This is a genomic window from Pseudomonas sp. ICMP 460, from assembly GCF_002723595.1.
Classification (GTDB): domain Bacteria; phylum Pseudomonadota; class Gammaproteobacteria; order Pseudomonadales; family Pseudomonadaceae; genus Aquipseudomonas; species Aquipseudomonas kitaguniensis.
Window position 1 is genome coordinate 90,160 of sequence record NZ_LKBR01000015.1, and the last position, 19,958, is coordinate 110,117.

Consider the following 19,958-nt stretch of genomic DNA (forward strand, 5'->3'; position numbering starts at 1 on the left):
ATTTCAATGCCTAGTAGCCTGCAAATTGCGTATTTTTAGACGGCTTCCTACGCCGTCAGAACAGATCAGGAAGGAATATTTCGATGCTGAGTTGGGATGAAGTCGACAACGAGGACACCGGTGCAGCGGTGATCAAAGGCGCTAACGCCGGCCACGCGAGCGAAGCCAACATGGACCGCCTCGACGGTGCCGGCGCTGCCGCCGCCGTCGAAGCGCGCGCCGTCACCGCCAGTGACTCCGCCGCCATCGTGCGCGCCAAGGCTGCACTCGACAAACTCGACGTCGCCGAAGGCCTCGCCGAACTCGAAGGACGCGCCGTCACCGCCAGTGACTCCGCCGCCATCGTGCGCGCCAAGGCTGCACTCGACAAACTCGACGTCGCCGAAGGCCTCGCCGAACTCGAAGGCGCCTCCGCCCGCGTCGCCGTTGACGAAAAACGCATGATCAACTGCCGCGCCGACCTCAACCAACTCGTGCCCTTCAAGTACGACTGGGCCTGGCAAAAGTACCTCGACGGCTGCGCCAACCACTGGATGCCGCAAGAGGTCAACATGACCGCCGACATCGCCGTATGGAAAGACCCCGAAGGCCTGACCGACGACGAACGCCGCATCGTCATGCGCAACCTCGGCTTCTTCTCCACCGCCGACTCGCTGGTCGCCAACAACCTGGTGCTGGCCGTGTACCGCCTGATCACCAACCCGGAGTGCCGCCAGTACATCCTGCGCCAACCGCCGACTCGCTGGTCGCCAACAACCTGGTGCTGGCCGTGTACCGCCTGATCACCAACCCGGAGTGCCGCCAGTACATCCTGCGCCAGGCCTTCGAAGAAGCGATCCACACCCACGCCTACCAGTACTGCATCGAATCGCTGGCCATGGATGAAGGCGAGATCTTCAACATGTACCACGAGATCCCCTCGGTCGCCAAAAAGGCCGCGTGGGGCTTGAAATACACCCGCTCGATCTCTGATCCGAAGTTCGAAACCGGCACCGTCGAGACGGACAAAGAGCTGCTGCGCAACCTCGTCGCCTACTACTGCGTCCTGGAAGGCATCTTCTTCTACTGCGGCTTCACCCAGATTCTGTCGATGGGCCGCCGCAACAAAATGACCGGCGTGGCCGAGCAGTTCCAGTACATCCTGCGCGATGAGTCGATGCACCTGAACTTCGGTATCGACGTGATCAACCAGATCAAAATCGAAAACCCGCACTTGTGGGATGCCGAGATGAAAGAAGAAGCGACCCAGATGATTCTGCAGGGTACGCAGCTGGAGATTGAATACGCGCGCGATACCATGCCGCGTGGCGTGTTGGGGATGAACGCGGCGATGATGGAGGACTACCTCAAGTTTATTGCTAACCGTCGTTTGTCGCAGATTGGCTTGAAAGAAGAGTACCCAGGCACGACGAATCCGTTCCCGTGGATGAGCGAGATCATGGACTTGAAGAAAGAGAAGAATTTCTTTGAGACTCGGGTTATTGAGTATCAGACGGGTGGGGCGTTGAGCTGGGATTGATTCCTAAGCCCCGTAAAAATAAGAAGCCCTGATTCGTTCAGGGCTTTTTTATGCTGAGTGATCTGAACAGGACACTTCTTACGCAAAGATCATCCATCGCGTGATTGAAGTGAATTCTGATAATGAGTAGTTTCGTCCACCGGTGCCTAAGAAACGCCCAACGTAGAAGCCAGCCTCACTCACACAGCTAAAATCCGCCCGACATAAATTCAGGCGGAATGACTGCTGCATTGAGGCAAAGCAAGTTGGAGTTTCTTAAATCCGCTCTCTACGTTGGGCTCCTGCCCTTCCGAAAATCACGTAGAGATCATAGGAAATGCCTAGCCAGTATCTGCTCGACCTGCCGCCCGCCAGAAAAGCAATCACGCCTGAACCTTCTATTGCAGTCGTCTTCACCCGTCACGACCTTCAGCTACACGCCCTGCTTATAGAAAACCAACCGTGGTTCTGCGCGCGGGACCTTGGGCGATTGATGGGCTACTACCTGGATGAACGAACGACCCGTAAGCTCGACAATGATCAACGGCAATGCCTGAGGCTACTGTTTCACGGCCAACCAGAGGAAATGCTGATGATCAGCGAGTCTGGCGTCTACGCACTGTTGGTCTATCACTACGCTCCGGAAAATCGGCTGTTACGCAGCTGGCTCACTCACGAAGTCGTTCCGACGTTGCGTGACCAGCGCCAGCCCCGGACAGTTGAGCGGCCGCTGTTGAGCATGTTGGATTGGCCTGAAATGTCATTGAACCTGCTGCATTGGCAGGATGAAGGGTGGATACGCCTTCGAGACATGCCGTATTTGCTGGTTAATCGAACCTATCGAAGTACATCAAAACGAACTCCATGGTGGCGAAAGCTCGCTCAAGCTTTCCGAATGAAGCAGCGAATTTACTGAGACTGACGACCGCAAAATCCCACCGAGCCGTAGGAAATTTCATAGACGCAATAATGGCTAATCAGTATCGTCCGAGGTTTTTTCACCCTCGGCGGCTGTATGGATATTACAAAAGACAAAACGGACTGGAGCGACGCGGAGCTAGCAGCGGCGGTCGAGGCGTACTTGAAGATGTTTGCGTGGGAAAAGAACGGCCAGCCTTTTAATAAAGCGCTCGAAAACCGTCTTTTGCGCGAAGGACCGGTGGCGGGCCGTGCGAAGGGCTCTATAGAATTTCGCATGCAAAATATCTCTACCGTACTCGTCCGTATGGGCTGGGACCGTATCGAGGGCTATAAACCTGCGAAGAACGTAGGCTCAGGCGTAGAGTTGCGCATTCGACAAGCGCTCGCCGCGCAGGGCGTGTTCGAATCCGAGGACGCCGCCCAAACCGCAGATGAGCGAACGCTTATCCGCCGCGCGTCCAAACTGCAGCAACAACCTTTTCGTACATTACCGGATGGCATTGCCCAGCCGCAGAAAGTGTCGACGGTCAGTACCTCCTTTATTCGCGACCCGAGGGTACGCGCTTGGGTGCTGAAAGAAGCCAAAGGCATTTGCGAAGGCTGCGGCGCTAACGCGCCTTTCGAGGTGGATGGTTTGCCATTCCTTGAAGTACATCACGTCAAGCACCTCGCCCAGAAGGGTTCGGATCGCATCACCAATGCTGTAGCCTTGTGCCCCAATTGCCATCAGCGTTGCCACCGGTCGAGTGATCGGGATGCTTTTACCGAAGGGCTTTATGCAAAAGTCCAAAGATTGGCACGGGAGTAAACTCCTGCGGTCACACCTGATGCACGCTCAAAAAATACTAGATAGGACCGAGGCCACCTGTGAACCCAGACATGCTCGAAACCGGCCCCGCTGACGCCAAAGTACTTTCCGTCTTTGACTTCGACGGCACCCTGACCCACCACGACAGTTTCGTGCCCTTCCTCAAATTCGCCTTTGGCACCGGCGAGTTCTATGGCCGGATGGTCAAGCTGGCGGTGCCGGGGCTGCGTTTTTTGTTGCGGCGCATGAGCCGGGATGAATTGAAGGCGCAGTTGATCCGCACCTTTATGACCGGGGTGGAGAAGGCGTGGGTACAGCAGAAGGCCGAGGAGTATTGCCAGAAGAATTGGGCGCGGTTGATGCGCCCGACGGGCGTGCTGTCGGTGGAGCAGGAGTTGGGCTCCGGGGCGGAGGTGACGTTGTGTTCGGCGTCGCCGGCGTTGGTGTTGCAGCCGTTTGCGAATCGGCTGGGCATCAAGTTGATTGGCACTGAGCTTGAGGTGGTCGACGGCGTGTTGACCGGCAAGCTCACCGGGAATAATTGCCGGTGCGAGAACAAGGTGCTGCGGCTTGAGGCGGTGTATGGCGACCTCGGGGACTATCGGCTTCGGGCCTGGGGCGATACGCGCGGTGACCGCGAGTTATTGGCGGCGGCGCAGGATGCGCACTTTCGGCACTTCCATGCGAAGAAGCGGCGTAAGCAGATTCGCAGGCACTGAGGGTTGGCAAGGTTTAACGGCCTGAGACGATTCGTTCAGATTGATACCTGAACGAATCGTTTAAAACCCAGCTTACTGATTGCCCTTACCCAGCTTTCTGTCTGTGGGTAAGGCGAACGCATGAAGTATTATTCCAGCCAGGGCGAACCAGTTTAATATTGGGTATTGCATCAACAGATCCGGCCTACGCCACACGTACACAAAATCACCATGTTCAATCAGCCGCATATAGCTGATGAAGAAAAAGCCATTCACGATCAGGCAAAAGTACAGTTGTAAATTACTCAAGCGCGGCCCCGAAAACCTGTACATAAAGTAGTAGCCCAGCGCGGCACCTCCTAACACATACAAAAAAGCACCGACGACGATCATTCAGGGATTCGCTTATACATTTGCGCGGCTGTTTTAGCATCGATAGAAGCCTCTATGTGCAACGACGATCCCCTCATTGTTCGATAGGCGCGTACGTTGTCCGAGGGCATGTATCTGAATAATCGCCACGCATCCGGCTTGATCACAAGCCGGCTCAAACTATAAATAGACATGGCAATATCGACACCGCCGTAGAATGTGAAGAAGCGACGTAAGCAGATTCGCAGGCACTGAAGGTTGACAAGGTTGAACGGTCTGAGATGATTCGTTCGGGGAGATACCTGAACGAATCGTTTAAAGCCAGGTTTACGGACTGTCTTCACCCTGCTTTCCGCCAATGGGTAAGGCGAACCCCTGAACTATGATTCCAGCTATGGCGAGCCAGCCTAATATTGGGTATTGCATCAACAGGTCCGGCCTATGCCACCTGTACACAAAAACACCACGTTCAATCAGCTGAACATAGCTGATGATAAAAAAACCATTCACGATCAGGCAAAAACACAACTTGAAGTTATTCAAGCGTGGCCCCGAAAGCCTGTATTTAAAGTAGTAGCCCAGTGCGGCACCCCCTAATACATATAAAAAAGCACCGACGACAATCATTTGGGCATTCGCTTATACATTTTTGCGGCTGTTTCAGCATCGATAGAAGCCTCTATACCCAACGACGATCCCCTCATTGTTCGATAGGCGCGTACGTTGTCCGAGGGCATGTATCTGAATAATCGCTACGCATCCGGCTTGATCACAAGCCGGCTCAAACTATAAATAGACATGGCAATATCGACACCGCCGTAGAATGTGAAGAAGCGACGTAAGCAGATTCGCAGGCACTGAAGGTTGGCAAGGTTGAACGGCCTGAGATGATTCGTTCGGGTCGATACCTGAACGAATCATTTAACGCCCAGCCTACTGATTGCCCTTACCCAGCTTTCTGTCTATGGGTAAGGCGAACGCATGAAGTATTATTCCAGCCAGGGCGAGCCAGACTAATATTGGGTATTGCACCAATAGGTCCGGCCTATGCCACCTGTACAAAAAATCACCACGTTCAATTACCCGAATATAGCTGATGACAAAAAAACCATTCACGATCAGGCAAAAGTACAACGTGTAATTACGCAAGCGCGGCTTCGAAAACCTGTATTTAAAGTAATAGCACAGCGCGGCACCTCCTAACACATACAAAAAAGCACCGACGACAATCATTCGGGCATTCGCTCATGCATTTGCGTGGCTGTGTCAGCGTTCATAAAAGCCTCTATACCTAACGACGACCCGCTCATTGTTCGATAGGCGCGTACTTTGTCCGAGGGCAGGTATCTAAATAATCGCCATGCATCCGGCTTGATCACAAGCCGGCTCAGACTATAAATAGACATGGCAATATCGACACCGCCGTAGAGAATGTCTGCTTCATCCTCGCCATACCCCAACGCCTTAACGGCCAAGTGATAGCCTTGCCGTACGGGGCCTGTGGTATTGCTACGTGCTTGAATTAAATTTCGTCCGTTTTCATACATATTGTTGGCACCGTGCGCCATGATCGGTACACCCACAAACGCGCACAGCGTACCGACGGATGCATAACAAACCCCTGCTCCCGTTGCCAGTTGGAGCCCACCGGCAACCAGCCCTATGCCTTTCCTGGCAATTTGCCAAGACTGTTGCCCAAGGTGTGACTGCTCGTCTTTGATATCCTGCAACCCTTGCTCAACCGTTTTACGCCCTTCCTCTACGTCGTTAACAATGCCACGGGCGTAATAGGCGACTTCCCGATTGAATTGCAGCCTGACAATGCCGTCACTGATATGCCTGGCACTGATCAAACAGGCTTGATTAGTTAAATAGGCGGCGGCTTGGCTTACCGTCCAGGTGTCATGAGACGTCGGGCCTTGAGGTGCGGTGTTGCGCGTCACTGCGCGACATCCCAGGCGGCATAACCGCTCGTGCCTGCCGGGTGATGTGTCCAGAGAATTTCACGGTAACGCAGCGCGACATGCTCCTGAGCGTCCATGTCGTTTTGCAGTAAGGCATAGGGCACGTCAAGGATGAGGTCGGCGACGATGCACCCGCGAATGTCGACCGTGTAGTACTTTTCTTGCTGGCCGAAACTGGAGGTTCGGTAGAAATGAATCAGGCAGTCCAGTTCTTCCCTATTCGCCAGCGCGACGGCCAGCAAGGGGGATGATTTGTCGATATTTTTAGTGATGACTACCGGGCCGTGAGCCGGCCCTCTTAAATTGCCTCTATTGGCCATATTGTGTTGGAACGACAACACCATAATCTCATCACGATGCCCGTCCTGGCATTTGTTGCCGATGGAGGCCGTGGTCGAGCAACCTGCCGAAATCAAACCTTGTACCGCGCCGCTGATGCTCATGTAGCCGTGGTTAGCCATTAGATAAACGCCTTGTTTATTTCAGGGGCTCACCATACGAAAACGGGCGCTGCACAAATATCAGACGGTTCGCTTTATGGCGTACGACGGGTATGTAGGACGTTTAACTTTCGTGCATCAATGAGCGGGGCGGAGCAGGCGTAGGTGCATGCAGTGTTAGCCAAGTCGCGTCCGACAACGGAACTTCACCCGTTAGATTCAGCAAGCCACGCGGGGTAAGCGTCAGACGTTCGCATCACACTTTGCCGCGCGCTTATACCCAGTCCTCTACTCGCAAACCTGACACGCGGTCGAACTCGCGACGATTATTAGTCACCAGAATCAAACCCTGCGAACGGGCATGTCCAGCTATCATCTGGTCATATGGACCTATCGGAGTCCCCGCTCTCGCCAACTCTGCGCGAAGCTGCCCTGTCTGTATCGCGGCATTCTGGTCGTATTTCAAAACCTCCAGGCGCGCAGCGAAGCCTTCGACATCGGCCAGGTTTCTCTCTGAGTTAGATGATTTTTCGGCACCGTAAATCAACTCCATCAGGGTCACTGTACTGATACTCAATTGGCCATGATGCCTTTTGAATATTTCGCGCACTTGTTGTGGTTTGTTTTTGATGGTGAAGATGCAAATGTTGGTATCGAGCATGAACTTGAGCATTAAAAAGACTCTCGCTCTTGCTCAGTGGGTTGCCCGCGGTCCGGCATGAAGTCAGGCGTGACGCCATCGCCATCGAACCAGCTGTCCCATGACTCACCGGCCGGGGTGATGATTCTGGCCCTACCGATTGACACGACATCTACACGCTTTACGTCATCCGGCAGGGCAGCTGCTTTTGGCAAACGAACAGCTTGGCTGCGGTTGCTTTGAAATACAGAACCTTGGTCCATGATGGCCTACCTCTAATGAGCACCTGATTACGCAACGCTACACCAAGGGCTGGATATGTCAACGGGATATACGTCTAATTTCGGCAAGACTGAAGAGCGCTCAAGGTTTCCCTGAAACAGGCCGATTCGCCTGCAGTCGCTAAAATATTGTTGTCGCTTTCAGGTCTACACCCAAGGCCGTCGCGAAGGCTTTTACCAGTGGGCTGCGCGGCGCGTTGTGGCGCAGGATCAAGTTAAACGCGGTACTCAAGTGAACGCGTTCCGGGCACAGTGCGCGCAGGCGGCCTTCGACCAAACCGCGTTCAACTTCGTCCAACTGGGAGGCGTGTAAGCGCAGTCTGATTTTTGGCGATTGGCTGTGTAATTTCCCCAGTGCAGCCACGAGCGGCGAATTAACGTCGGAGACGGTGTTATCAATAACGCCCACACTCAGGTCGCCGATGAGTTCGTTTTGTGCCGAACTAAGCTTGTCGCGAAAACTGTCTACCGAGGTAAATAACTCGATGGACGCTTGATACACCCACTTGCCTTCTTCGGTCAGCGCAAAGCCTTCCCTGCCCCGCGTACACAGGCGCATGCCGATGCGAATTTCGAGGTCGGAGATCTGTTTGCTGATGGCGGCCAGGCCCACATTCAGCTCGTTTTGCGCGGCGCTGAAACCGCCCGCTTCGACCACGGCCATAAATACCCGCACCTCACGGCAGTGGGCGGCACCTTGTGCTTTCTCAGTGGCCGCCGAGTGTCTGGAATAACGCCTATCTAATGTGGGAGGGGGCTTGCTCCCGATGAGGGCGTGTCAATCAGCCCATTTGCCGGCTGAACCACCGCTATCGGGAGCAAGCCCCCTCCCACATTTTTTGATCTCCATACCTGCGGATATTTGCGTAATATCCAGCTACATATCTCACGGACCCGAGCCTTATGAAATTCGACACGGCGTACAGCCTGAGTCTCGACGAAAAGCTGTCGATCTACGACGTACGAGAGTTGAATTTCGACGAAACCAACCCGTTCAATTCCGACAAGGACAGCTTTCTGTGCCCCAACGATGCCTGCCGTGCGGCGTTCGGTACGGGCAATGTGCTGAGCACGTTCAACGCGAAAAACGTTAACTACCTGCGCACGCCCCACTTCAAGAACAAGACCAGCACCCGGCATATCGACGGCTGCCGCTATGCCAGCACGCACAAGGCCGCGAGCGCTGAAAATGACAACGAGCGCGAGGACAATTTCCCCTCGGAACTTGTGCTCACACGGCGTGAGTACCCACGTAAACAGCCACTGGCGGGCACCGAGGGCAACGTCTCACCAGCCCCACCGCAAACGCCTTCGAAGCGTGCCGCCACGGCCCACAGCAGCAGCGACGCCACGCCGGACAAAACCAGTGTGTTCGCCCACCCGGTGGAATGTTATGTGTCGAATATTGACGACAAGGACACACTCAAACGCATGCCGCTGAAGATCGGCGACCACAGCGCAACCTACTGGACGTTTTTCAAGAAAATCGAATACCTGCAAGACCACAAGGGCCTGATCTACTGGGGCAAAATCAAAGCGATCAAGGACTACACCAGCAGCTTTCGCATCGACTTTGAAAAAAAGGTATGGCTCGACAAAAAGCCCTATTCGATCAACGTTTACCTGAGCAAAAAGCTCATCGAGAACTATCGCAAGCGCAGCGCCTTCCTGGAGCAGATCAAGGCCGCAGCGGGCAGTGAGCGGGCGTTGTACTGCTTCTTTTACGGCGTAACGCCGGAGCTGAAACAAGTGCCGAGCAAAAAGAACCCCGAGCAGACGTTCGGGGTGTTCAGCGCGAATATCGAGAACCTCGACCACCTGATTATTCGGGAGGCCCCAAGGTTGCAGGGGGATTAGGTAAGCGAGTGTGACCTGTGGCTTTGCCGGTATTTTTCACGTGCATCCTGAGCCATCGCCCCCTCTACGCCAGCCACCGTCGTTAACCAGTGGATCAGCATTTCTTCCTCAGGAAAGCCATAACCCTTAAGCCCCGTGATGGTTCTGGGCGTCTGATTGATGGTCGCGTCATAGCGGCGCGGGCTCCAGGGTTGCGTCACAAAGTCGAAATCTTCAGCATCCCATTTAAACAGCCGCAAAATTTCGTTGATTTGCCCTTGGCTGCTGCGGTCACTACGCTGGAGCATGCGACAGGATTGCACCGAGTCGCTTAAAAGTCGCTCGTAGGCTTGCGGGTCGATCATATCCAGCAGGCCCCGCTTTAATGCCAGATCCATCAGACCCTCTGTCCAGCGACGGCTAAACGTGTGCAAAAAGCCCACGTCATCGGCTTTTTTCATGTCAAAAAACAACATGCTGTAACGCGTCTTCAAGTGTATCGCCACCAGCACATGCTTGCGTTTAACCGTGGCTGCGTGGACCAACCACTGGTTAGGGTCTGCGTGCAGCTCCTCATCCTCGGCCCCTGGATTCGGCGGCTGTTCAACTGAGGTGTTTTTTTTGCCCTTGCGAACACGGCTGAAAAATTCGCAAGCGGCCTTGGAGCAATTGAATGTCAGCATGCGTACTCCTGCGCAAATAAATCACCAACGCAAGTTTCCCGGCGAATCACCAACATCGCAACCTCCCTGGCAGATCATGGGTAACGCAGGCAGGTGCGCGGACAAAAAAAACATCCAGTGGATGAGCGGTCAAAACAACTGTACAAAAACACAGTATAGTTTGCCCTCCCCCGTCGAACCTGGAGAACACCCATGCACTCTCTGGCAATGAGCTCTTTCGTAGAACAACAAATCGTCCTGCATCAATTTACCGCCACGCACAGTGTGCAGGCCCGCGCGATGCTGGGCTGGAGCCGTGAAAACCTGGCCAGCCAGGCTGGCGTGGCGGTAGAAGCGCTGCAACGCTTCGAAAGCCAGGGCGATGTGGATGATGACACCCGGCTGGCGTTGGCGTTTCGGTTGGAGGCTGAAGGGCTGGTGTTTTTCCCGGGGTTTGCGCCGGGTTGGGGCATGCGTGCGCGCAGGTTCGACGCAGCGCCTGCAGAACCGGCCGCACAAGGCATCATCTCGCGGCTGATGAACTCAACAACCGCATCACTTGAGTCACCAACGCCTCAGCCGAATGGTGCGTAGCGTCCAGCCGGATCACGGGGCAGGTCAGCGGCTTCAACCAGCTTTCATGCCGACGCAAGCTGCGCAGGCTGCGGTTGCCGCCATCGTAGCGCGCCGCCCATGCGAGGAAGGCCACGCTGTTTTCATGGCGGCTGCCGCCTTGCAGAATCTGGTCGCCGTAGCGTTGCACTTCCCGCTGGCGCAGGCGGTGCAGGCGCACGTGCGGCTCTACACGCAAAAACACCACTTGGGTGAATTGCTCGATCATGGCATCGCCCCAGCCGCACAGTGAGCCGGACAACACCCAGCCTTCAAGGCCGGCAGTTTGTTCCAGCAACAGGCGGGTGCGTTCATCGCGCAGCCGAGCCATGGTGAACGGCTGCTCGGTTTGCTGCCAGTAAAAGTCGTCCGAGTCGAAATAAGCGACATTCAGGTGTTCGGCCAAGGCCTTGCCCAAAGTCGTGGTGCCGGCACCTGCCGCGCCGAGGATGTGGATTTTACAGGCCATGGCGGTCCCTCCATGGCAGTGAGTGTAAACCGTGCGTGCGCAGCTTCTACACGTTGCTCAGTTAATTGGGCGCACACGCGCTGATCCGTCGATACACATCCAATAAGGTGGGCAACGTATCACGTGACCAGGATGGGCCATAAAACCAGAGCTGCGTGCCATCCTCCAACGTGTCGCAAAGAGAGGCATGACCGCTTCGGCAAGCACCATGAAACGCGGCGCTCTTGCCGTCAGACATCAAGGCGTCCAGAAGATGCTCGGCCACTAGCTCATCGATTTCATTACGACTGTTCGGCGTGAATTGAACGCTGCCATGCGCGCGTTGAGCGTTGACCGGCACTAATCGCGCACCAGCCTGGCGCAGGATGTCGAAGGCTCGGCGCATAGCAGCGCTGTGGTAAGCAGGGCTGCCCTGACCGCTGCATACATAGCGGTCAGCGAAACCGATTCGCCACCCCGAGAACAATTGGGTCGCGGTGAAGGTGGTGTTATTCAGCACCAAGGGCACTTCCACCATCACCGGGCCTGTGGGGTCGATACCGCTCAAGGCGTTGAGTAACAAGGACGGGGCACGTGCGGACCTCATCAAGGGAGGCAACGCGTTGTAGCCGGGAATTGGAACGACGCCTCCATGGTGCTCGCCAGCAAAGACGATACCGCCCTGGCGCGCTTTATCGGCTTGGGACGGCGCTGCCTCCGACCCCGTCAATGGCAATGAAGCCCCTTGGTGACAGGGCATACCTGATTGCCAATACTTCCTACACTCTTTTTCCACCTGAACTGCACCCCGAGAATAACTTTCACGGGATCATCGCACTCTCATCCGAGGTTTGTCGTAGGCCTGAAACACGCTGAAAACTCCTTTTTTCCCAGCGTGCCCAAGACTAGCCTGCGGCGTGTTCCGTTGCGCTCTCGGTTTCTACGTCCAACCACCATGCATGCCCACGTTCAGGCAGGCTCAAACTGAACGCCTGCCCCATCGCGGGCGTGGTGATCGACACGTTACGCTCCCACGCCAGGGCCATGATGCGGTCGAACGGCTCGTGCCACGCATGGAACGCCAGGTCGAAAGTGCCGTTGTGAATCGGCAGCAGCCAACGGCCTTTGAGGTCGATATGCGCTTGCAGGGTTTGCTCCGGCTGCATGTGCACATGCGGCCAGTCGACGTTGTAAGCACCTGTTTCCATGAGCGTCAGGTCAAACGGGCCGTACTGTTCGCCGATACGTTTGAAGCCATCGAAATAACCCGTGTCGCCGCTGAAAAAAATCCGCCGCGCGCCGTCGAGCATCACCCACGAACACCAAAGGGTCTGGTTGCCGTCAAACAGGCCACGCCCGGAAAAATGCTGGGCCGGCGTGGCGATAAAACGAATGCCATCGACCTCAGTCCCTTCCCACCAATCCAGTTGGCGTACTTTGCTGGCGTCCACGCCCCATTTGACCAACGTGTCGCCCACGCCCAGCGGGGCCAGAAAATAACGGGTTTTATCGGCCAGTTGGAGCACGGCCTTGCGGTCAAGATGGTCATAGTGATTGTGCGAAAGAATCACGGCTTCCAATGGCGGCAGGTCTTCGAGGCTGATGGGCGGCGCGTGAAAACGCTTGGGGCCAGCCCAACTGAACGGTGAAGCGCGCTCGGCAAACACCGGGTCGGTTACCCAGAATTTACCGCGCATTTTCAGCAGTACGGTGGAATGCCCCAGGCGGAATACGCTGTGATCGGGCGCGGCCAACAGTTGCTCACGCGTCAGTGGTTGCACCGGGATTTTGCCCACCGGCCGCGTGCTGCGTGGCTTGTTGAACAGCATGTTCCAGAAAATACGCAACGTCTTGCCAAGACCACCGTGCTGCACCGGGGCATCGTTGGTGAAGTGCCCTTGCTCGCGCTCAGCGGCTTTGCGCGCGGTGGGCTTGCGGGCGAGACGGGTTGAAATCGTGGCCATTGCGGGTGACTCCTGCGGTCCGCTCATAAATTACACTGCGCGTATAAATTACACTGCACAGTGTAGTTTCTAGATTGCAACAAAACCCGGAGCAAGTAAACTACCGAGTGTAATTTGCCTCTAGAGCCGAACGTTATCCATGACTGCCCCACTACGCCTCACCGACCGCAAACGCGAAGCCATCGTGGCAGCGGCTATCGCCGAGTTTCGGGTTAACGGTTTCGAGGTCACCAGCATGGACAAAATCGCCGCTACCGCCGGCGTTTCCAAACGTACGGTGTACAACCACTTTCCCAGTAAGGAAGAGCTGTTTGCCGAAATCCTCCACCAGTTGTGGGCCAGCAGTGTCGCGCAACTGGACGTGAGCTACGCCAGCGACCGCCCGCTGCGCGAGCAATTGCGCGGCTTGCTGCAGGCGAAGATGCAGATGATGTCAGACGCCAACTTCCTCGACCTGGCCCGTGTCGCGATTGCGGCCACTATCCATTCGCCGGAACGCGCGCAAAACATGGTCAACCGCCTGAGTAAACGCGAAGAGGGTTTCACCCAGTGGGTACGCGCCGCCCACGAGGATGGCCGCCTGTGCTGCACCGATCCGGCTTTCGCGGCGCACCAGATACAAAGCCTGCTCAAAGCGTTCGCCTTCTGGCCCCAGATCACGTTGGGCCAACCTGTGCTCGACGCCGCCAGCCAGGCCAACGTTGTCGAGTCGGCCATCGACCTGTTCCTGGCCGGCTACGAAGTCAGCACTCCCCGCCCGCACTGACGCGCTGTCGTATCCACGACATTCCCGGTCGTTTTTAGCCTATTCGCAGGTTGTGCTGTGCAAATGGCCCGGAAGGACACTGATTATTCCTACGCGAATAACTGACAATATTGACCATTAAAGGCCGATCCGCGGTTTTGCCCGCTGATGAACGCTGTTGTATCTGCGAAAAAGAGCTGACCCAGAACACTATGGAAAACAGACAAGGCAAAGGGCTTTCATTTGCCAGGCGCATCTACACGCCAAGGATCATCGGCCTGGGTATCGGCTGTATCAGTGTCATGGGCGCGCTTTACCCCTTGGCGATGCCCGGTTGGGTCTGGGCGCTGCTGATATTCAATGGCTATGCGTGGGCTCATGTGGCCTTCCAGCTGTCCATACGCTCGCCATTTCCCTACAAGGCAGAACAGCGCAACCTGCTCTACGATTCGTTATGCTGCGGCTTTTGGGCGGCGGCCACACAGTTCGCGCCCCTGACGGCGGTAACCCTGCTGTCGATGACGGCCATGAACAACGTCGCGGCCGGCGGCAAACGCTTGTTCCTGCGCGGGCTGCTGGCGCAGGCCGCCGGTATCGGCATGGCGTGGGCGCTGTTCGGAATCACCTTCAACCCCAACGTCAGCCTTGCTCAGGTCTACACGTGCCTGCCAGTGCTGACGCTTTATCCGATGGCCATCGGTATGGTCTGTTATCAGTTGGCGATCAAACTGTCGGAACACAAACGCGCGCTCAGCGCCCTGAGCCGCGTCGACAGCCTTACTGGCCTGCTCAACAATGGCTCGTGGAAAGACCTGCTGAACCTCAAGTTCCACAAGTGCCGGCAGCAACTCAGCCACGCCACGATCGCCCTGATCGATATTGACCACTTCAAGCAGATCAACGACACCTATGGCCATATCGTCGGTGACGCGGTACTGCGCCAATTGAGCCTGGAACTGCGTCAACACCTGCGGGAAAACGACTTGGCCGGGCGCTACGGAGGCGACGAGTTCTGTGTGATTCTTCCGCAAATGCCCTTGCCTGCCGCCGCGCAGGTGATGGAGCGTCTGCGCGAAAATTTCAGCCACTATCGCGACCCGCAGGTTCCAGATCTGCGCGTCAGCTTGAGCATTGGCCTGGCGGACTTTCACCCCGTTTTCAAGAATGCCGCCATGTGGCTGAACGCCGCGGATCGCGCGCTGTACGTGGCCAAGGACACCGGCCGCAACCGGGTGAATGTCAGCGATAACCTGGTCGCGCATTCCGCGTGAGCGCGACACCCGCTGACCCGATCTTCATGTGCCTGGCCGCAGGGCTCGGTCTATAGTGCGGGTTGTCTTTATGCCCCGCATTCGAGCCCGCCATGACCCCAGACAAACCAGAAGCCGCACCCGTCGACCCCCTGCGTTTTCATCGACGCCACGCCCACCTGGCGCCGACCTTCGGCAGCGACACCTTTGCGCTCAAAGCCGAAGCTTTCGCCCGGTTCTTTGGTACGCCGACCTTTCTCGGTGCGCAAACCGCCATCGTGGTGCTGTGGGTGGTGTTGAACGTCACCGGCGTCACCCACTTTGACGTGTACCCGTTTATTCTGCTCAACCTGGCCTTCAGCCTGCAATCGGCGTACGCCGCGCCGCTGATCCTGCTGGCCCAGACGCGTCAAGCCGCGCGCGACAAGGCGCAGTCCGACGCCGATGCGCAGCACCGCGAGGCGCTGGCCGTCGCCAACACCGAACGCCAGGCCCAAGCCGAACAGACCACCCAGCAACTGTTGGAATTACTCGAGCAAAACACCCGCCTGACGGAAATGACCAAGCAGCTTACCGAGCGTATCGAGAGGCTGACCTGCGAAATGCACGAGCAATTCATGCGCAAACCTTGAGTGACCGCGCCAGCCGCAAAAAGCAGTGAAGCGTTTGTTGCAGTGAGCAGGCTTTTTGTGGCCAGAAGGCTTGTGATGGCAATAAGGCTTGATGTGGCGAGCGGGCTTTTTGTGGCGAGCGGGCTTGCTCGCGTTGGGGCGCGCAGCGGCCCCCTGGTAAAACCAGCGCATTTTGTCAGATACAACGCGGCGCCCGGTTTTAGGGCTGCTTCGCACCCCAACGCGAGCAAGCCCGCTCGCCACAAAAAGCCTGCCCACCACACAAAGCCGACGGGCCACAAAAAGCCGTATAGCCACAATGGCTGTGTTCAGGGTAATCGCAGGTGCTGGCCCAGCTCGTCAAACAGTGTCACCACCGACCGCAGCGCACGGCAATCCGGGCGCGTCAGCAACCACAGCGCCGTGTCGTGCCCGTACAGTGCGGGGCTCAGCGGCTGCAAGCCGTCCGCCAATAGAAAATCCGGCAGCGCCGCAACGCCCAGCCCCGCCCGCACCAATTCGGCGACCGACAACATGCTGTTGCAGCGATAACTGGGGCGCACACCCGGCAGGTGCTCGCGGCGCCAGGCCACGGTGGGGTGATCGGGCAGGAAGTCATCCGGCGCGATCCAGGCCAGCTCGGCCAACTCGCGGCCTGCATTGCGCCGCGCAAAATCTGCACTGGCAAACACCTGATACGCCACCGTGCCCAGGCAACGGCCTACAAGATGCTCCGGCGGTGTTTTGGTCAGGCGCAGGGCGATGTCCGCATCGCGACGGCTGAGGTTGGCGAAATCATTCGAGGTGCTCAGTTCCAGGGTCAGCGCCGGGTACTCGGGCATGAACTGCGTCAGGGCCGGCAGCAACAGGCCTTGCAACACCGAGTCGGTGCAGGTCAGGCGCACGGTGCCGCTGATCACTTCACCGCCCTGCTCCACACCAATACGCGCAGCCTCCAGGGCTTGTTCCGCGTGTTCGGCCTGCTGCGCCAGGTTGCTCGCCAAGCTGGTGGGCAGGTAGCCGGCACGGCTTTTTTCAAAGAGTGTCTGGCCAAGCGCCGCCTCCAGGCGCCGCACCGCACGAAACACCGTCGACACGTCCACCCGCAACAGCGCCGCCGCGCGCGCCAGGTTGCCGCCGCGCACCAGTGCGAGAATCAGCGACAGGTCTGCATAGTCGATTTGATAGTGCGTTGCTGCATTGAGCATGTGGGTAAACGCCAATATTGATTGCGTGAACGCCAATCTATAGTGCGCACCAGCACACCACAAGCCATGGAACGTACTCGATGAAAACCCCCGCTGTACAGCTCGCCCTGATTGGCGATTACAACCCCGACGTTATTGCGCACCAAGCGATTCCGGTGGCGCTGCAGCAGGCGGCAGAAGCACTCGGCCTGAGCGTTCAGGTGCAGTGGTTGGACACCGATTCGCTCACGCCCACCACCCCACTGCACGCGTTCGATGGCTTCTGGTGCGTGCCCGCCAGCCCGTACCGCGACACCGATGGCGCACTGCGGGCGATTCGTTTTGCCCGCGAGCAGCGACGCCCGTTCCTCGGCACATGCGGCGGCTTTCAACACGCGGTACTGGAATATGCCCGCAACGTGCTGGGCTGGGCGGATGCCGAACACGGCGAGCTGGCCCCCGAGGCTAAACGCGCGGTGATCGCGCCGCTCAGTTGCGCCTTGGTAGAGGCGACCGATACCGTGCGCTTGGCGCCGTACACACGCATCGCCGACGCTTACGGCAGCCTGGATATTCAAGAAGGCTATCGCTGCCGTTACGGCATAAACCGTGAGTTTGCAGGCAAATTGCTCGAAGCCGAGCTGATTGCCTGCGGTCATGACTCGGCCGGCGATCTGCGTGCAGTCGAACTGCTCGACCATCCGTTTTTCGTCGCCACGCTGTTCCAACCCGAACGCGCTGCGCTCAACGGTATAACGCCGCCGTTGGCCATTGCACTGTTAAACGCCTGCCAGGAAGTGTCTCGATGATCGCCAACACACCCGCCCCACCTTACTACGCGGTAATTTTCAGCTCAGTGCGCACTCAAGGTGATCAAGGCTACGCTGAGGCCGCCGCGCGCATGTTGGAACTTGCGCGCGAACAACCGGGGTTTCTCGGGGTGGAGTCGGCACGCGAAGACGGCTTGGGGATTACCGTGTCGTACTGGAGCAGCGAGGCGGCGATTCTGGCGTGGAGGCAGGACGCCGAACATCAAGCGGTGCGCGAGCAAGGGCGTGCGCTGTGGTATTCGGCGTTTCAAACGCGGGTGTGCAAGGTGGAGCGGGCCTACGCATTCGCCAGCCAGTGATCGCTCTGGCGGGCAGCAGTGTTGCTGTGGAACCGGGCTTACTGTGGAAACCGGGCTGCAACAGGAAGCTCGGTTCCAACCGTGCCCCGACTCTTCACAAAAAAGCTCACTCCACAAAACACACCGGCTCGCCGTATAAGTCAGCTGACCAAACTACGCACCGCACTGATCTGCGCAATCTCCACCCGGCGCATGTACACCCGTAACGGCTCGGTGATGTTGATGCGATCGTCGATATTTTGGTCCAGCAGCAACTGCAGGCGCTCGCGCGAAAGAATCATGGTATTGCCGGTGGCAGGTAGCCAGACAAATTCAGCCGTGGGGATGATGCCGTCATCGGCGACGTCCATGCCGAAAGCGTCTTCGCTGAAACGCACGATGTAGTGGCCGCTCTTGCGGTTCAGGCCGACAAAGCCGTGGAGTTGGTCGGCGGCCTGGCAGATAAGTTCGGACGTGATACGCATGGTCAACCTCACTGAAAAGTCCCACAGGGACTGGAAAGATGGTTTACACGCGCGGCACAAATGACGGCCCTCTGACGGGGCTGCTTCGGCCGAGAATACGGCAATGCTGCACAAAAGAGCCACAAATATGCCCCGTGCGCACGTTAATGTCGGTTTGGTGATAGCGCCTTTCGCAATCAATTGTTAAAAAGGATGCCTTCTCAAAGACACCTCCACGAAAGGACTTCGCATATGCCTGCCACGTTTACCAAGAGCGCCTTGCTGCTCGCCCTGATGCTTGGCTTCGGCCAGGCCCAGGCTGAAGGCCCGATCAGCCCGGCTGAATTGGCGACAAACGAAGGCATTCCGTACCCTGCCGTCATCGCTCACCGTGGCGCTTCCTTTGATGCCCCCGAATCCACCGCCGCCGCCTACAAGCTCGCACGCGACTTGGGTGCCGACTACCTGGAAATGGACTTGCAGCGCAGCAAGGACGGCGTGCTGTTCGCCCTCCATGACAACAACCTGCAACGCACCACCGACGTCGCCACCAAGTTCCCCGAGCGCAAAGACGCGCCGGCCACCGAGTTTACCTGGGCCGAATTGCGCACCCTGGACGCCGGCAGCTGGTTCAACGCCGCCTACCCGGATCGCGCCCGCCCTGGGTTCGTGGGCCTGAAAATTCAAAGCCTGGATGAAATCATCAAGATCGCCGAAGGCAACCCGCAGCACAAACCCGGCCTGTACATCGAGACCAAGGAACCCAAGCAATTCCCGGGCATCGAAGCCGACCTGAAAAACAAGCTGCTGGATAAAGGCTGGTTGAGCTCCGCCGGCTCCAAGCTGGGCAAGAGCAACACCGGTGTCGGCCAGGGCAAAGGCCGCGTGGTGCTGCAGACGTTCGAAAAAGACAGCTTGAAAGAACTGCAGAAAGAAATGCCCAACACCCCGAAAATCCTGCTGCTGTGGGTAGGGCCGGGCAGTATCGAGCCTAAATCCACGCAAACCTTCGCTGAATCCGGCGAAACCAGCAAAGCCGCTTACTACGCCAAGCAAGAGCCGAAAGATGCCGCCGAATTCGAAAAATGGGTCGACGAAGCCAAGAGCCTCGGCGCCATCGGTACTGGCCCATCGGCCGAGCTGACCAACCATGGCGACCAAAGCTACACCGACCTGGTCAAGCCTGAGATGAACAAGCTGACCCACGACAAAGGCTTGCTGGTGCACGTGTATACCGTGGATGAGCCAGTGGACTTTGAAAAGGTGATGAAGGCCGGTGTCGATGGCATCTTCACCAACCGCGCCGCCGAGCTGCTGAAGTTCTACAAGCGCTGGCCGTCGTCGAGTGTGCAGGACCTGCTGAAAGACAATGGTTACTGAGTGAGTTGGCCATTGGTGTCAGTGCGCCATTAAGGATGAGTTAAGTTGCGCCGGTTAATCTGGCGCCAC

The 19,958-nt window shown here is 57.1% G+C and carries 25 protein-coding genes and 1 pseudogene; 12 read left to right on the plus strand and 14 right to left on the minus strand.

Translation table 11 applies throughout. The features are described 5' to 3' along the window. Nucleotides 1–83: 83 nt before the first annotated feature. The 4 genes and pseudogenes from AO240_RS13155 (at nt 84) to AO240_RS13170 (ending at nt 3,946) form a co-directional block, all read left to right on the plus strand. Nucleotides 84–1,519: pseudogene (locus AO240_RS13155) on the plus strand (ribonucleotide-diphosphate reductase subunit beta). A 316-nt stretch (nt 1,520–1,835) separates the two neighbouring features. Beyond that, complete coding sequence (locus AO240_RS13160; RefSeq protein WP_099236843.1) at nt 1,836–2,414, plus strand: Bro-N domain-containing protein; 579 nt, start codon at nt 1,836–1,838, stop codon at nt 2,412–2,414. Nucleotides 2,415–2,513: 99 nt separating this feature from the next. Then, nucleotides 2,514–3,227, plus strand: coding sequence for an HNH endonuclease (locus AO240_RS13165; RefSeq protein ID WP_099236844.1), 714 nt, complete (start codon nt 2,514–2,516; stop codon nt 3,225–3,227). Between the two features lie 71 nt (nt 3,228–3,298). Then, a complete protein-coding gene (locus AO240_RS13170; protein WP_099236845.1) occupies nt 3,299–3,946 on the plus strand; it encodes an HAD-IB family hydrolase in 648 nt (215 codons plus the stop codon). A 72-nt stretch (nt 3,947–4,018) separates the two neighbouring features. On the opposite strand, the gene AO240_RS13175 is transcribed toward AO240_RS13170, so the two are convergent. The 8 genes from AO240_RS13175 to AO240_RS13215 form a co-directional block, all read right to left on the minus strand. Further along, a complete protein-coding gene (locus tag AO240_RS13175) occupies nt 4,019–4,318 on the minus strand; it encodes a hypothetical protein (protein ID WP_099236846.1) in 300 nt (99 codons plus the stop codon). Further along, nucleotides 4,315–4,641 carry a DUF4225 domain-containing protein gene (locus AO240_RS28980; RefSeq protein ID WP_256585942.1) on the minus strand — a complete coding sequence of 109 codons (327 nt, stop codon included), beginning with the start codon at nt 4,639–4,641 and terminating at the stop codon, nt 4,315–4,317. Before AO240_RS28980 ends, AO240_RS13175 begins: the two co-directional genes overlap by 4 nt. Further along, nucleotides 4,625–4,924, minus strand: a complete 300-nt coding sequence (locus tag AO240_RS13185; RefSeq protein WP_099236848.1) for a hypothetical protein — start codon at nt 4,922–4,924, stop codon at nt 4,625–4,627. Before AO240_RS13185 ends, AO240_RS28980 begins: the two co-directional genes overlap by 17 nt. 602 nt (nt 4,925–5,526) lie before the next feature. Next, nucleotides 5,527–6,240, minus strand: coding sequence for a DUF4225 domain-containing protein (locus AO240_RS13195; RefSeq protein WP_099236850.1), 714 nt, complete (start codon nt 6,238–6,240; stop codon nt 5,527–5,529). Next, the gene (locus AO240_RS13200; protein WP_099236851.1) at nt 6,237–6,722 is read right to left on the minus strand and encodes an Hcp family type VI secretion system effector; all 486 of its coding nucleotides are present in this window, start codon (nt 6,720–6,722) and stop codon (nt 6,237–6,239) included. Before AO240_RS13200 ends, AO240_RS13195 begins: the two co-directional genes overlap by 4 nt. Nucleotides 6,723–6,975: 253 nt before the next feature. Further along, a complete protein-coding gene (gene vapC, locus AO240_RS13205; protein ID WP_099236852.1) occupies nt 6,976–7,374 on the minus strand; it encodes a tRNA(fMet)-specific endonuclease VapC in 399 nt (132 codons plus the stop codon). Further along, nucleotides 7,374–7,604: a type II toxin-antitoxin system VapB family antitoxin gene (gene vapB / locus AO240_RS13210; protein WP_099236853.1), complete on the minus strand. Its 231-nt coding sequence runs from the start codon at nt 7,602–7,604 to the stop codon at nt 7,374–7,376. The genes vapC and vapB overlap by 1 nt, the downstream gene beginning before the upstream one ends. A gap of 139 nt (nt 7,605–7,743) precedes the next feature. Further along, the gene (locus tag AO240_RS13215) at nt 7,744–8,298 is read right to left on the minus strand and encodes a LysR family transcriptional regulator (protein WP_256585945.1); all 555 of its coding nucleotides are present in this window, start codon (nt 8,296–8,298) and stop codon (nt 7,744–7,746) included. Nucleotides 8,299–8,525: 227 nt separating this feature from the next. Between AO240_RS13215 and AO240_RS13220 the strand changes: the two genes are divergently transcribed. Next, nucleotides 8,526–9,479 (plus strand): hypothetical protein, encoded by a 954-nt coding sequence (locus tag AO240_RS13220; RefSeq protein WP_099236855.1) that lies wholly within the window; start codon nt 8,526–8,528, stop codon nt 9,477–9,479. On the opposite strand, the gene AO240_RS13225 is transcribed toward AO240_RS13220, so the two are convergent. After that, nucleotides 9,476–10,141, minus strand: coding sequence for a hypothetical protein (locus AO240_RS13225; protein WP_099236856.1), 666 nt, complete (start codon nt 10,139–10,141; stop codon nt 9,476–9,478). The two genes, AO240_RS13220 and AO240_RS13225, sit on opposite strands and share 4 nt — an antisense overlap. Before the next feature lie 192 nt (nt 10,142–10,333). Between AO240_RS13225 and AO240_RS13230 the strand changes: the two genes are divergently transcribed. Further along, nucleotides 10,334–10,714: a helix-turn-helix transcriptional regulator gene (locus AO240_RS13230; protein ID WP_099236857.1), complete on the plus strand. Its 381-nt coding sequence runs from the start codon at nt 10,334–10,336 to the stop codon at nt 10,712–10,714. On the opposite strand, the gene AO240_RS13235 is transcribed toward AO240_RS13230, so the two are convergent. The 3 genes from AO240_RS13235 to AO240_RS13245 form a co-directional block, all read right to left on the minus strand. Continuing rightward, complete coding sequence (locus AO240_RS13235; RefSeq protein WP_099236858.1) at nt 10,644–11,201, minus strand: AAA family ATPase; 558 nt, start codon at nt 11,199–11,201, stop codon at nt 10,644–10,646. The genes AO240_RS13230 and AO240_RS13235 overlap by 71 nt on opposite strands. A 61-nt stretch (nt 11,202–11,262) precedes the next feature. Continuing rightward, nucleotides 11,263–11,787 (minus strand): hypothetical protein, encoded by a 525-nt coding sequence (locus tag AO240_RS13240; RefSeq protein WP_256585946.1) that lies wholly within the window; start codon nt 11,785–11,787, stop codon nt 11,263–11,265. A 298-nt stretch (nt 11,788–12,085) separates the two neighbouring features. Then, a complete protein-coding gene (locus AO240_RS13245) occupies nt 12,086–13,144 on the minus strand; it encodes an MBL fold metallo-hydrolase (protein WP_099236860.1) in 1,059 nt (352 codons plus the stop codon). Between the two features lie 139 nt (nt 13,145–13,283). Here AO240_RS13245 and AO240_RS13250 point away from each other — a divergent pair, with 139 nt between their 5' ends. The 3 genes from AO240_RS13250 to AO240_RS13260 all read left to right on the plus strand — a co-directional run bounded on the left by AO240_RS13250 (nt 13,284) and on the right by AO240_RS13260 (nt 15,771). Next, on the plus strand, nt 13,284–13,910 hold the full coding sequence (locus tag AO240_RS13250; RefSeq protein WP_099236861.1) for a TetR/AcrR family transcriptional regulator: 627 nt from the start codon (nt 13,284–13,286) through the stop codon (nt 13,908–13,910). A 191-nt stretch (nt 13,911–14,101) separates the two neighbouring features. Next, nucleotides 14,102–15,160, plus strand: a complete 1,059-nt coding sequence (locus AO240_RS13255) for a diguanylate cyclase (protein ID WP_099236862.1) — start codon at nt 14,102–14,104, stop codon at nt 15,158–15,160. A 92-nt stretch (nt 15,161–15,252) separates the two neighbouring features. After that, on the plus strand, nt 15,253–15,771 hold the full coding sequence (locus AO240_RS13260) for a DUF1003 domain-containing protein (RefSeq protein WP_099236863.1): 519 nt from the start codon (nt 15,253–15,255) through the stop codon (nt 15,769–15,771). Between the two features lie 308 nt (nt 15,772–16,079). Here the strand turns inward: AO240_RS13260 and AO240_RS13265 are convergent, their stop codons facing one another. Continuing rightward, complete coding sequence (locus AO240_RS13265) at nt 16,080–16,958, minus strand: LysR family transcriptional regulator (protein WP_099236864.1); 879 nt, start codon at nt 16,956–16,958, stop codon at nt 16,080–16,082. Nucleotides 16,959–17,038: 80 nt separating this feature from the next. On the opposite strand from AO240_RS13265, the gene AO240_RS13270 reads away from it, so the two are divergent. Together AO240_RS13270 and AO240_RS13275 are read left to right on the plus strand one after the other, a co-directional pair. After that, entirely contained in the window at nt 17,039–17,746 is a 708-nt protein-coding gene (locus AO240_RS13270) for a CTP synthase (RefSeq protein ID WP_099236865.1), read from the plus strand. Further along, nucleotides 17,743–18,066 carry an antibiotic biosynthesis monooxygenase gene (locus AO240_RS13275; protein WP_099236866.1) on the plus strand — a complete coding sequence of 108 codons (324 nt, stop codon included), beginning with the start codon at nt 17,743–17,745 and terminating at the stop codon, nt 18,064–18,066. Before AO240_RS13270 ends, AO240_RS13275 begins: the two co-directional genes overlap by 4 nt. Nucleotides 18,067–18,206: 140 nt before the next feature. Here AO240_RS13275 and AO240_RS13280 read toward each other — a convergent pair whose 3' ends face one another. Next, entirely contained in the window at nt 18,207–18,530 is a 324-nt protein-coding gene (locus AO240_RS13280) for a DUF2025 family protein (protein ID WP_099236867.1), read from the minus strand. A 231-nt stretch (nt 18,531–18,761) separates the two neighbouring features. Here AO240_RS13280 and AO240_RS13285 point away from each other — a divergent pair, with 231 nt between their 5' ends. Beyond that, nucleotides 18,762–19,889: a glycerophosphodiester phosphodiesterase gene (locus AO240_RS13285; RefSeq protein ID WP_099236868.1), complete on the plus strand. Its 1,128-nt coding sequence runs from the start codon at nt 18,762–18,764 to the stop codon at nt 19,887–19,889. The last annotated feature ends 69 nt before the right edge of the window (nt 19,890–19,958 follow it).